This window comes from Streptomyces sp. NK08204, assembly GCF_020400585.1.
Lineage (GTDB): Bacteria > Actinomycetota > Actinomycetes > Streptomycetales > Streptomycetaceae > Streptomyces.
The window spans coordinates 25,216-37,712 of sequence record NZ_JAINVF010000020.1 but is presented as its reverse complement, the minus strand read 5'-3'; the positions used below and the strand labels follow the sequence as shown (position 1 = coordinate 37,712).

The window sequence follows — 12,497 nt, the reverse complement described above, 5'->3', positions numbered from 1 at the left end:
CAGGGAGTGGGGGAGCGGGGCCACGCACGTTACTCGTGAGTTGCGTTCGGCGCGAGGTTTTCCCCAGACTGGCCAGTCGGTATGCGCTTACTGCTCGAATACCGCGCCGACCTGTCCGAATAGTGTGCCGTCAGGGGTGTTACCTGTGGTTACTCGGGGTCCTCGCCAGGGGAACCTCCCCCGGGCACGCGCCTGGCCCTCCTGCGGCAGAGGCGCGCGCCTGGCCCTCATCGGCGGCACGGGGGTGGAGCGCTGCTGGTCCTCGGGGTGGAGGCGGACCCTGAGACGTCTCCACCCGGCGGTGGAGATCCCCTAGGGGTGTCTCCCCAAGAAGGTGCGGGCAGGGTTCGTCCCGCCGGAGGACGAGAAGGGCCGGGTGCCGTCCTTAACCTGGCTTTACGCCGCTGGGGGGCGGCTGACCGAACCGCCGGGGGTGGGGTTTTCCCCCCTGCAGGACGGGGCTTCGCACCAGCGCGCGACGGCCCCTCCCCCCGCCAGAATCATCGACGTACCGCTTCACGACACTGTTCAACTGACCGGCATAGGAGACCTACCGTGACATCGGCTGTGACCATTCCCAGGCACGGGGGCACTGGAGGGCGTACGGCCGTTGCCGCGCGGGCGCGGCAGGTCGTCAAGGCCTACGGGTCCGGCGAGACCCGCGTCGTCGCCCTCGACCACGTCGACGTGGACATCGCCCGCGGCCAGTTCACCGCGATCATGGGGCCCTCGGGGTCCGGCAAGTCCACGCTGATGCACTGCCTCGCCGGGCTCGACACGGTGAGCAGCGGGCAGATATTCCTGGACGAGACCGAGATCACCGGCCTGAAGGACAAGAAGCTCACCCAGCTTCGCCGCGACCGGATCGGGTTCATCTTCCAGGCGTTCAACCTGCTGCCGACGCTGAACGCGATCGAGAACATCACGCTGCCCATGGACATCGCCGGCCGCAAGCCGGACAAGGCGTGGCTGGACCGGGTCGTGGAGACCGTCGGACTCGCCGGGCGGCTCAAGCACCGGCCCACCCAGCTCTCCGGCGGCCAGCAGCAGCGCGTCGCCGTGGCCCGTGCGCTCGCCGCCCGCCCGGAGATCATCTTCGGCGACGAGCCGACCGGAAACCTCGACTCCCGCGCGGGAGCGGAGGTTCTGGGCTTCCTGCGCCGCTCGGTGGACGAACTCGGCCAGACCATCGTGATGGTCACCCATGACCCCGTCGCCGCCTCCTACGCCGACCGCGTGCTGTACCTGGCCGACGGCCGGATCGTCGACGAGATGTACAACCCGACGGCCGATCAGGTGCTCGACCGCATGAAGGACTTCGACGCCCGGGGGCGCACCTCATGACCGTCCTGAAGACCTCGATGCGCAACTTCTTCGCGCACAAGGGCCGCATGGCGCTGTCGGCGGTCGCGGTCCTGCTGTCGGTGGCGTTCGTGTGCGGCACGCTGGTGTTCACCGACACGATGAACACCACCTTCGACAAGCTGTTCCAGGCCACGGCAGCGGACGTGACGGTCAGCGCGAAGGGCGCCTCCGACACCGGTGAGACCACCTCCCACACCGGCAAGCCGCCCGTCGTGCCGGCCTCCGTGGCCGGCGAGGTCCGCAAGGCCCGGGGCGTCAAGAAGGCCGAGGGGACGGTCTTCTCCACTTCCGTGACCGTCATCGACGCCCGGAAGGACAAGCTGTCGCCCAAGAGCGGCGCGCCGACCATCGTCGGCAACTGGAACGGCAACTCCGCCCGCACCATGAAGATCACCTCCGGCGCGGCGCCCAAGGGCCCCGGCCAGGTGATGGTGGACGCGGACACCGCCGACAAGCACCACCTGAAGCTCGGGGACGAGATCGGCATCATCACGGTCGTGGGCACGCACCACGCGCGGGTGTCCGGCATCGCCTCCTTCAGCGTCACCAACCCCGGCGCGGCGATCTTCTACCTGGACACCAGGACCGCCCAGCAGACCCTGGTCGGCAGGACGGGCGTGTACACCGACGTCGACGTCACCGCCGCCAAGGGCGTGAGCGACGCGGCGCTGAAGCAGAACGTGATCGCCGCACTCGGTCACGGCTACAAGGTGAAGACCGCCAAGGAGGTCGCCGACGCCAACCAGAAGAGCGTCGAGGGCCCCCTGAACGTCATGAGGTACGCGATGCTCGGCTTCGCCGGGATCGCCTTCCTCGTCGGTATCTTCCTGATCATCAACACCTTCTCGATGCTGGTCGCCCAGCGCACCCGCGAGATCGGCCTGATGCGCGCCATCGGCTCCTCCCGCAGACAGATCAACCGGTCCGTGCTGGTCGAGGCGCTGCTCCTGGGCGTGATCGGGTCCGTGCTCGGCGTCGGCGGGGGCGTCGGCATCGCCGTCGGCCTGATGAAGCTCATGGGCAGCATGGGCATGCACCTGTCCACCGACGACCTCACCGTCGCGTGGACCACCCCGGTGGCGGGCCTGCTCCTCGGCGTGATCGTCACCGTCCTGGCCGCCTACCTGCCCGCCCGGCGTGCCGGCAAGGTCTCCCCGATGGCCGCCCTGCGCGACTCGGGCGCCCCCGCCGGCGCCAGGGCCGGTCTCGTGCGGGCCCTGATGGGCCTGGTGCTCACCGGCGCCGGCGTAGCGAGCCTGTACACCGCCGCGAACGCCGACAAGGCGAAGCCCGGTTCCGGCTGGCTGGGCCTGGGTGTGGTCCTCACGCTGATCGGCTTCGTCGTCATCGGCCCGCTGCTCGCGGGCGGCCTGGTCCGCGTCCTCGGCGCGATCATGCTGCGGATCTTCGGCCCCGTGGGCCGCATGGCCGAGCGCAACGCGCTGCGCAACCCGCGCCGCACGGGCGCCACCGGCGCCGCCCTGATGATCGGCCTCGCCCTGGTCGCCTGCCTGTCGGTGGTCGGCTCCTCCATGGTGGCCTCCGCCAGCGACCAGCTCGACAAGACCGTCGGCACGGACTTCATCATCCAGGACGACAAGGGCAAGGAGATCCTCCCGCAGGCGGTCGAGGCGATCAAGGCCACGCCCGGCCTCGCGCGGGTCACCGAGTACCGACTCCTGGACCACGCGTCCCTGACCACCCCGGACGGCCGGACCTCGAAGGACGAGACGATCAAGGCGGCCGACCCGACCTACGCGCAGGACCTGCGCACCACGACGGTCGCCGGCACCCTCGCCGACGCCTACGAGCCCGACTCGATGTCGGTCCCCGAGGGCTTCGCCAAGAAGCACGGCATCAAGGTCGGCTCCACCGTAGGGGTCCACTTCAGGAAGGGCACGCCGGCCAGGCTGACGGTCCGCGCGATCACCAGTGACGATGTCGCACTCGACAGGGGTGCGATGTACGCCTCCATCGCCACGGCCGCGAAGTACGTGCCCGCCGACGGGATGCCGCTGGACCAGATGGTCTTCGCCACGGCCAAGGACGGCCAACAGGCCGCTGCCTACAAGGCGCTCAAGGCCGCGCTGCACGACAGCCACCCGGAGCTGACCGTGCGCGACCAGACCGACTACAAGAAGGCGTTCAAGGACCAGATCGGCCAGATGCTGAACCTGATCTACGGCCTGCTGGCGCTCGCGATCATCGTCGCGGTCCTGGGTGTCGTCAACACCCTGGCCCTGTCGGTGGTCGAGCGGACCCGCGAGATCGGCCTGATGCGCGCCATCGGCCTCTCCCGCCGCCAGCTGCGCCGCATGATCCGCCTGGAGTCCGTGGTGATCGCCCTCTTCGGCGCCCTGCTCGGCCTGGGCCTCGGCATGGGCTGGGGCGCGACGGCCCAGAAGCTCCTCGCGCTGGAGGGCCTGAAGGTCCTGGACATCCCCTGGCCGACGATCACCGGCGTCTTCGTCGGCTCGGCCTTCGTGGGCCTGTTCGCCGCCCTGATCCCGGCGTTCCGGGCGGGCCGGATGAACGTCCTGAACGCGATCGCCACGGACTAGCCGCCCGGATCGCACGACGGCCACCGCATACGGGGGTTGCGGGGGCACAGCCCGGTGCCGGGAAGTCCTGGGGACTTCCCGGCACCGGGTTTCCGACGTTCACCAGGCCTTTGCGCTGACCGGGCTCCCGTTGACCGGCTTTCTTGGCGTAGGGGCACAGTTGTCCACAGCCCCCGGCGTCCACGGGCAACGCGTCGTAGGCTGGACACCCCGGCCGCTCCCAGCGTCGGGCTCTTCGCGTTGCCCACCTCCCTGGACGGAAAAAAGCCCCCATGAGCCTGCACGGTCTGCTCGACGCCGTCGTCAAGGACGCCGCCCTCGCGGAAGCGATCAAGGCCGCGGCGGACGGCAACCGCATGCACGTCGACCTCGTCGGCCCCCCGGCGGCCCGCCCCTTCGCGGTCGCCGCCCTGGCCCGCGAGACCGGCCGCCCGGTGCTGGCGGTCACGGCGACGGGCCGTGAGGCCGAGGACCTGGCCGCGGCCCTGCGCTCCCTGCTGCCGGCCGAGGGCGTCGTGGAGTACCCCTCCTGGGAGACCCTCCCGCACGAGCGGCTCAGCCCGCGCAGCGACACCGTCGGACGCCGGCTCGCCGTCCTGCGCCGCCTGACCCACCCCAGCCCGGACGATCCCGAGACGGGCCCGGTCTCCGTGGTCGTGGCGCCCGTACGGTCCGTGCTCCAGCCGCAGGTCAAGGGCCTCGGCGACCTGGAACCGGTGTCCTTGCGGACGGGTCGGACGGCTGACCTGAACACCGTCGTCGAAGCCCTCTCCGCCGCCGCGTACGCGCGCGTGGAGCTGGTGGAGAAGCGCGGCGAGTTCGCCGTACGCGGCGGCATCCTGGACGTGTTCCCGCCCACCGAGGAACACCCCCTGCGCATCGAGTTCTGGGGCGACGACGTCGAGGAGATCCGCTACTTCAAGGTCGCCGACCAGCGCTCCCTGGAAGTCGCCGAGCACGGCCTGTGGGCGCCGCCCTGCCGCGAACTGCTGCTCACCGACGACGTACGCGCACGTGCGCGCGCCCTGGCCGAGGAGCACCCGGAACTGGGCGAACTGCTCGGCAAGATCGCCGAGGGCATCGCGGTGGAGGGCATGGAGTCCCTGGCGCCGGTCCTGGTCGACGACATGGAACTGCTGATCGACGTGCTCCCCAAGGGCGCCATGGCCGTCGTCTGCGACCCGGAGCGGGTCCGCACGCGCGCCGCCGACCTCGTCGCGACCTCGCAGGAGTTCCTCCAGGCGTCCTGGGCGGCCACCGCGGGTGGAGGCGAGGCCCCGATCGACGTCGGCGCGGCCTCCCTGTGGTCCATCGCCGACGTTCGCGACCGCGCGCGCGAGCTGGACATGATGTGGTGGTCGGTGTCCCCGTTCGCCGCGGACGAAGAGCTCGACGCGGACACCCTCAAGCTCGGCATGCACGCCCCCGAGGCCTACCGCGGCGACACCGCGCGGGCGCTCGCCGACACCAAGGGCTGGCTCGCCGACGGCTGGCGCACCGTCTTCGTCACCGAGGGCCACGGCCCGGCCGCCCGCACCGTCGAAGTGCTCGGCGGCGAGGGCATCGCGGCCCGCCTGGACGCCGACCTCGGCGAGCTGAGCCCCTCGGTGGTGCACGTCTCCTGCGGCTCGATCGACCACGGCTTCGTCGACCCCGCGCTCAGGCTCGCCGTCCTCACCGAGACCGACCTGTCCGGCCAGAAGGCCGCCGGCAAGGACGGCACCCGTATGCCGGCCCGCCGCCGCAAGACCATCGACCCGCTCACCCTGGAGCCGGGCGACTACATCGTCCACGAGCAGCACGGCGTCGGCCGCTACATCGAGATGGTGCAGCGCACCGTGCAGGGCGCCACGCGCGAGTACCTGGTCGTCGAATACGCCCCCGCCAAGCGCGGCCAGCCCGGCGACCGCCTGTACATCCCGACCGACCAGCTGGAACAGATCACCAAGTACGTCGGTGGCGAGGCCCCGACCCTGCACCGGCTCGGCGGCGCCGACTGGACGAAGACCAAGGCCCGCGCCAAGAAGGCGGTCAAGGAGATCGCCGCCGACCTGATCAAGCTCTACAGCGCGCGCATGGCCGCCCCCGGACACGCCTTCGGCGCCGACACCCCCTGGCAGCGGGAGCTGGAGGACGCCTTCCCCTACGCGGAGACCCCGGACCAGCTGACCACGATCTCCGAGGTCAAGGAGGACATGGAGAAGTCGGTCCCGATGGACCGGCTGATCTGCGGCGACGTCGGCTACGGCAAGACCGAGATCGCCGTACGGGCCGCCTTCAAGGCCGTACAGGACGGCAAGCAGGTCGCTGTCCTCGTCCCGACGACCCTGCTGGTACAGCAGCACTTCGGCACGTTCTCCGAGCGGTACGCGCAGTTCCCGGTGAACGTGCGCGCCCTGTCCCGCTTCCAGAGCGACACCGAGGCCAAGGCGGTCCTGGAGGGCCTCAAGGAGGGCTCGGTGGACGTCGTCATCGGCACCCACCGCCTGTTCTCCTCCGAGACCCGGTTCAAGGACCTGGGCCTGGTCATCGTCGACGAGGAGCAGCGCTTCGGCGTCGAGCACAAGGAACAGCTGAAGAAGCTCCGCGCCAACGTCGACGTGCTGACCATGTCCGCCACCCCGATCCCGCGCACCCTGGAGATGGCGGTCACCGGCATCCGCGAGATGTCCACGATCACCACGCCGCCGGAGGAGCGGCACCCGGTGCTCACCTTCGTCGGGCCCTACGAGGAGAAGCAGATCGGCGCCGCCGTCCGCCGCGAACTGCTGCGCGAGGGCCAGGTCTTCTACATCCACAACCGGGTCGAGTCCATCGACCGGGCCGCAGCGCGGCTGCGTGAGGTCGTCCCCGAGGCGCGCATCGCCACCGCGCACGGCCAGATGTCCGAGTCCGCGCTGGAGCAGGTCGTGGTCGACTTCTGGGAGAAGAAGTTCGACGTCCTGGTGTCGACGACGATCGTCGAGTCCGGCATCGACATCTCCAACGCCAACACGCTCATCGTGGAACGCGGCGACACCTTCGGCCTCTCCCAGCTGCACCAGCTGCGCGGCCGGGTCGGACGAGGAAGGGAGCGAGGCTACGCGTACTTCCTCTATCCGCCGGAGAAGCCGCTGACGGAGACGGCCCACGAGCGCCTCGCCACCATCGCCCAGCACACGGAGATGGGCGCGGGCATGTACGTGGCGATGAAGGACCTGGAGATCCGGGGCGCGGGCAACCTGCTGGGCGGCGAGCAGTCCGGCCACATCGCGGGTGTCGGCTTCGACCTGTACGTCCGCATGGTCGGCGAGGCCGTCGCCGACTACCGGCGCCAGCTGGAGACCGGCGGGATCGAGGAGGAGCCGCCGCTGGAGGTCAAGATCGAGCTGCCGGTCGACGCGCACGTCCCGCACGACTACGCGCCCGGCGAGCGCCTGCGCCTCCAGGCGTACCGCGCCATCGCCTCCGCGAACTCGGAGGAGGACATCAAGGCCGTCCGCGAGGAACTCACCGACCGCTACGGCAAGCTGCCCGAACCGGTGGAGAACCTGCTGCTGGTGGCCGGGCTGCGGATGCTCGCGCGTGCGTGCGGCGTCGGCGAGATCGTCCTGCAGGGCACCAACATCCGCTTCGCGCCGGTGGAGCTGCGCGAGTCGCAGGAGCTGCGGGTCAAGCGGCTGTACCCGGGCACGGTCATCAAACCGGCCGCGCACCAGCTGCTGGTCCCGCGCCCGAAGACCGCGAAGGTGGGTGGCAAGCCGCTGGTCGGCCGCGAACTGCTGGGCTGGGTCGGCGAGTTCCTCGCCTCGATCCTGGGTTCCTGAGTCGGCCTTGAAGGGGGGCGCGCGCCGCACCGCGCGCCCCCGCTGTGCCGGGATCCGGTTCCCGGCGGTGGATGCCCGCAGCGTCATCGCCCGGTGACTGCGCACCGAACGCGTACCGCCTGGGCTCACGATCCGCTGGAGCGTCCGTCCTCCTTCGACCGGTCGCCCTGTGCATCCGCACCGTCTCGGCCGCCCCTGCCCCGGCGGCCGGAACGGACGTCACCCCCGCGGTTCGAGCACGCCGTCGACGAGCCGGGTGACACCCAGCGGGTTGTCCGTGCGCAGTTCCTCGGGCAGGAGGGCGTCGGGGAACGACTGGTAGCAGACGGGCCGCAGCCAGCGTTCGATCGCCAGGGTCCCGACGCTGGTGGTACCGGGCGAGGAGGTCGCGGGCCAGGGGCCGCCGTGCACCATGGCGTGGCAGACCTCGACCCCTGTCGGCCAGCCGCCCCACAGGATGCGCCCTGCCCGCTCCTCCAGGACGGGAAGGACGCGCTCGGCCGTCGCCAGGTCGGCGTCGGTCCCGTGCAGGGTGACCGTCAACTGCCCCTCGGCCCGCTCGAGCAGGGCAAGGAGCTCGTCGGTCCCGGACCACCGCACGACGAGCCCCGCCGCCCCGAAGACCTCGTCGGAGAGGTCCTCGTGGGCCGTGTAAGTCGCCGCGTCGCATTCGAGGACCACGGGGCCCGGCGCGTACGGGCTCTCACCGGGCACGCCCTGCGCCACGACCGAGACACCTTCGGTGGCCGCCCACCGCGCCGAGCCCTTGGCGTAGCCCTCCGCGATACCGGGGGTGAGCATGACCTGTCCCGTCGTGCCGGCCACGGCCTCGGCCACCGCCGTGCGGAAGGCATCGCCCGCATCGCCCGTGGGCAGCAGCAGGAGGCCCGGGTTCGTGCAGAACTGGCCCGCGCCGTTGGTCAGCGACCCCACGTACGCGGTGGCGAGCGACACGGGGTCGGCCAGGGCGCCGTCGAGGATGATCACGGGGTTGACCGCCGACATCTCGGCGTACACGGGAATGGGCACGGGCCGGCTGTTCGCCGTCTCGACCAGCGCGAGCCCGCCGCTCCGGGAGCCGGTGAAGCCGACGGCCGCGATCCGCGGGTCGCGCACCAGCGTCTGGCCCACCTCGATGCCGCGGCCGACGAGCAGCGAGAAGACACCGGCGGGCATGCCGGTGCGCTCGGCGGCGGCGGTGAGGGCACGGGCGACGAGCTCGCACGTGCCGGGGTGCGCCGGGTGTGCCTTGGCGATGACCGGACAGCCCGCGGCGAGAGCGGACGCCGTGTCGCCGCCGGCGACGGAGAAGGCCAGCGGGAAGTTGCTCGCACCGAAGACGGCCACGGGGCCGACGGGGATCCTGCGCAGGCGCAGGTCCGCCCGGGGAAGCGGCCGGCGCTCGGGGAGCGCGGGGTCGACGCGGACACCGAGCGCGTCCCCGCCGCGGACCAGGCCGGCGAACATGCGCAGCTGTCCGCATGTGCGCCCGCGTTCGCCGGTCAGGCGGTCCAGCGGCAGCCCGGACTCGCTCGCCGCTAGCCGGAGCAGATCGTCGCCCAGTGCCTCGATCTCCTCGGCGCAGGCGTCCAGGAACGCGGCCCGCCGATCGGCGGGCAGGGCCCGGTAGTCGCGCGCCACGGCGGCGGCCAGCTCCGCCGCCCGCGCCACCTGGTCCGGTGAGGCGTCCCGCAGCTGCGGGCCCCGAGGCTCGCCCGTCGCCGCCACGACGCCGTGCCACGCTTCGCCGACACCGGGAACGTCACGGCCGGCCACGATCGAGTTTCCGGTCAGATTCACAGAGCTCCACCCTCGCGCACGTCTCAAGAAGGTCACGCCGGAGTCGGCGTTGTCTTCGGGTCGATCAGATGTATAGCCTAAGCAATGGCATGTGACATTGCACAGAGGAGGAGCCGATGACCCTGAAGGTCGTCGTCGTGGGCGCGGGCGTCGTCGGCGCCGCGTGCGCCTTCCACGCAGCCTCGGCAGGCATGGACGTCACGGTGATCGACCGCGGACCCGTCGGCGCCGGGACGACGAGCCGCGGCGAGGGCAACGTCCTTCTCTCCGACAAGGAGCCGGGCCCCGAGCTCGACCTGGCGCGGCTGAGCCGCACGCTGTGGGACGAGGCCGGCGAGGAACTCGGGCCGGAGTCGTTCGAACTCGAGTCCAAGGGCGGCCTGGTCGTCGCGAGCACCACCGAGGGCCTCGCCGCGCTCCGGGAGTTCGCCGCGCGGCAGGAGGCGGCCGGCGTCCGTGTCGAGCCGGCCGACCGCGTGCAGGACATCGAACCCCATCTGGCACCCGGGCTGCCCGGCGGCATCCACTACCCAGAAGACGCCCAGGTGCAGCCGGTGCTGGCGGCGGTCGCGCTGCTGCGCGCCGCCGTGCGGCGCGGCGCACGCTTCCACACGGGTGAGGTCGCCGGTGCGGTGACCGGCGGGGACGGCAGGATCACCGGCATCCGGACGACGGCCGGCGAGGTCCTGCCCGCCGACGCCGTCGTCAATGCCGCCGGTACCTGGGGCGGTGAGGTCGGCCGTCGGCTCGGCGCGCCCATCGAGGTGCTGCCACGCCGTGGCTTCGTCCTGGTGACCGAACCGCTGCCACCGATGGTCCGGCACAAGGTCTACTCGGCCGACTACGTCGCCAACGTCGCCTCGTCCGACGCCGGACTGGAGACCTCGTGCGTCGTGGAGGGCACCCACGGCGGCACGATCCTCATCGGTGCCAGCCGCGAACGCGTCGGCTTCGACGCGACCATGAACACCGCGGTCGTCGCCAGGCTCGCGGCACAGGCGTGCCGGCTCTTCCCCTTCCTGCGTGGCGTCCAGCTGATCCGGACCTACCGCGGCTTCAGACCGTACTGCCCGGACCACCTGCCGGTCATCGGTCCCGACCCGCGGGTACCAGGGGTCGTGCACGCGTGCGGACACGAGGGGGCGGGTATCGGTCTCGCCCCCGCGACCGGCGCGCTCGTGACGGCCCACCTGCTCGGCCGTCCCTGGCGCGGCGCCGACCCGGCCGCGCACACCGGCCTCCTGCCCGACCGCTTCCTCACCATCGGAGGTGCGCCAGAGTGAGCGACATCATCATCGACGGCGAACCCCTGCCGTTCATCGAGGGACAGACCGTCGCCGCGGCCCTCGTGGCCGCCGGCCGGGTCGCCTGGCGCACCACCCGCATCGGGCACCGTCCGCGCGGCGTCTTCTGCGGCATCGGCGTCTGCTTCGACTGCCTCGTGACGATCGACGGAGTCGGCGGTCAGCGCGCCTGCCTGGTACCGGCACGCCCGGGTATGACCGTCACGACCGAGGAGGGTGACGATGAGTGAGTCCGCGGACCTCATGGTCGTAGGGGCGGGCCCGGCCGGCATGGCCGCGGCGGCCACGGCCCTGGCCGGCGGGCTGCGCGTCGTGCTGGTGGACTCCGGCACCGCCGTCGGCGGCCAGTTCTGGCGGCACCCGCCCGAGCACGCGCGACCGGCGATCCCGACCGAGGATCTGCACCACGGACTGCGCGAGTACCGCGCCCTGTCCGATGCGTTGTCGGCGGGCCGGACGGCCGGGCGGCTCGACCTGCGCCTGGCGCACCACGTGTGGTCCGCCGTCCGCGACGACGACGCCTTCGCGGTCCACGCGGTCGACCGGCGAGAAGCGCCCCGGGAGACCGCCGTGGTCCTGCGCGCGCCGAGGCTCCTCGTGGCGACCGGGGCCTACGACCGGCAACTGCCCTTCCCCGGATGGGACCTGCCGGGTGTGCTCACCATCGGCGGCCTCCAGGCCCTGCTCAAAGGCGGCGGAGTCGCGGCCGGGAGCCGCGTGGTACTGGGCGGCACCGGCCCGTTCCTGCTGCCGGTGGCCGCCGGCCTCGCGGCGCGCGGGGTCGAGGTGGTCACGGTGTGCGAGGCCGCCAACCCCCTGGCGTGGCTGCGGTACCCGGGTGCGCTGGTGCGCAACCCGGCCAAGTGGGCCGAGGGAGCCGGGTACGCCGCCGTGCTCGCGCGCCACCGGGTCCCGGTCCGCCCGCGCACGGCGATCGTCGGCGCCGAAGGCGGCGACCGGGTGACATCGGTCCGGATCGCCTCGCTGACGTCCGACGGCAGCCCGCGCCCGGGCACGGAACGACGGATCGAGGTCGATGCCGTCGGCATCGGCTGGGGTTTCGCACCGCAACTCGACCTGCTCCTCCCCTTCGGCTGTGAACTGACCGACTCGGCGGACGGCAACGCGGTCGTCGCCGTCGACGACGGGCAGCGCACCACCGTCACCGGTCTCTACGCCGCGGGCGAGGCGTGCGGGGTGGGCGGAGCGCCCCTCGCGGTGGCCGAGGGGCGTCTTGCCGCGGAGTCGGTTCTCGCCGACTCCGGCGCCGCGCCCGTGCTGGGAAGGACGCGCCTGGCCAGGGTGCGCGCCGCGGTGGCCAGGCAGCGTGCCTTCGCCCGGGCGATGAGCCTCGCCCACCCGGTCCCTGCGGCATGGTCCTCGTGGCTGACCGACGACACCGTCGTGTGCCGCTGCGAGGAGGTGACCGCGGGTGCGGTACGGGCCGCCTGCGCCGACGGCGGCGCGCACGATCACCGGCAGGTCAAGCAGCTGACCCGGGCCGGTATGGGCTGGTGCCAGGGGCGGATGTGCGGACCGGCCGTGCACTGCCTCGCGGCACAGGAGCGGGCCTACGTGCCCGCGGAACGACTCGTCGCGACGCCCGTCACCCTCGGTGCGCTCGCCGACCTTGATGACTGACCTTCGAAACCGGACAACAG

The 12,497-nt window shown here is 72.0% G+C and carries 7 protein-coding genes; 6 read left to right on the top strand and 1 reads right to left on the bottom strand.

Annotation, left to right across the window (positions count from 1 at the left end; genetic code table 11):
- Window positions 1-555 precede the first annotated feature (555 nt).
- The 3 genes from K7G59_RS25380 (at window position 556) to mfd (ending at window position 7,732) form a co-directional block, all read left to right on the top strand.
- Window positions 556-1,344 carry an ABC transporter ATP-binding protein gene (locus tag K7G59_RS25380; protein WP_225838040.1) on the top strand — a complete coding sequence of 263 codons (789 nt, stop codon included), beginning with the start codon at window positions 556-558 and terminating at the stop codon, window positions 1,342-1,344.
- Window positions 1,341-3,926 (top strand): ABC transporter permease, encoded by a 2,586-nt coding sequence (locus tag K7G59_RS25375; RefSeq protein WP_225838038.1) that lies wholly within the window; start codon window positions 1,341-1,343, stop codon window positions 3,924-3,926. The genes K7G59_RS25380 and K7G59_RS25375 overlap by 4 nt, the downstream gene beginning before the upstream one ends.
- 272 nt (window positions 3,927-4,198) lie before the next feature.
- Window positions 4,199-7,732: a transcription-repair coupling factor gene (gene mfd, locus K7G59_RS25370; RefSeq protein ID WP_225838036.1), complete on the top strand. Its 3,534-nt coding sequence runs from the start codon at window positions 4,199-4,201 to the stop codon at window positions 7,730-7,732.
- Between the two features lie 219 nt (window positions 7,733-7,951).
- On the opposite strand, the gene K7G59_RS25365 is transcribed toward mfd, so the two are convergent.
- Window positions 7,952-9,532 carry an aldehyde dehydrogenase (NADP(+)) gene (locus K7G59_RS25365; protein WP_225838034.1) on the bottom strand — a complete coding sequence of 527 codons (1,581 nt, stop codon included), beginning with the start codon at window positions 9,530-9,532 and terminating at the stop codon, window positions 7,952-7,954.
- Window positions 9,533-9,648: 116 nt separating this feature from the next.
- On the opposite strand from K7G59_RS25365, the gene K7G59_RS25360 reads away from it, so the two are divergent.
- From K7G59_RS25360 to K7G59_RS25350, 3 genes are read left to right on the top strand one after another with little or no spacing between them, the layout of a single operon-like run.
- Window positions 9,649-10,815 (top strand): FAD-binding oxidoreductase, encoded by a 1,167-nt coding sequence (locus tag K7G59_RS25360; RefSeq protein WP_225838032.1) that lies wholly within the window; start codon window positions 9,649-9,651, stop codon window positions 10,813-10,815.
- Window positions 10,812-11,066, top strand: a complete 255-nt coding sequence (locus tag K7G59_RS25355; protein ID WP_225838030.1) for a (2Fe-2S)-binding protein — start codon at window positions 10,812-10,814, stop codon at window positions 11,064-11,066. The genes K7G59_RS25360 and K7G59_RS25355 overlap by 4 nt, the downstream gene beginning before the upstream one ends.
- A complete protein-coding gene (locus tag K7G59_RS25350) occupies window positions 11,059-12,477 on the top strand; it encodes an NAD(P)/FAD-dependent oxidoreductase (RefSeq protein WP_225838028.1) in 1,419 nt (472 codons plus the stop codon). Before K7G59_RS25355 ends, K7G59_RS25350 begins: the two co-directional genes overlap by 8 nt.
- Window positions 12,478-12,497: the final 20 nt, after the last annotated feature.

Excerpts from the sequence above, each read along its gene's own strand:
- K7G59_RS25375 (WP_225838038.1), top strand. The coding sequence starts at position 1,341 with ATGACCGTCCTGAAGACCTCGATGCGCAACTTCTTCGCGCACAAGGGC.
- K7G59_RS25360 (WP_225838032.1), top strand. The coding sequence starts at position 9,649 with ATGACCCTGAAGGTCGTCGTCGTGGGCGCGGGCGTCGTCGGCGCCGCG.
- mfd (WP_225838036.1), top strand. The coding sequence starts at position 4,199 with ATGAGCCTGCACGGTCTGCTCGACGCCGTCGTCAAGGACGCCGCCCTC.
- K7G59_RS25350 (WP_225838028.1), top strand. The coding sequence starts at position 11,059 with ATGAGTGAGTCCGCGGACCTCATGGTCGTAGGGGCGGGCCCGGCCGGC.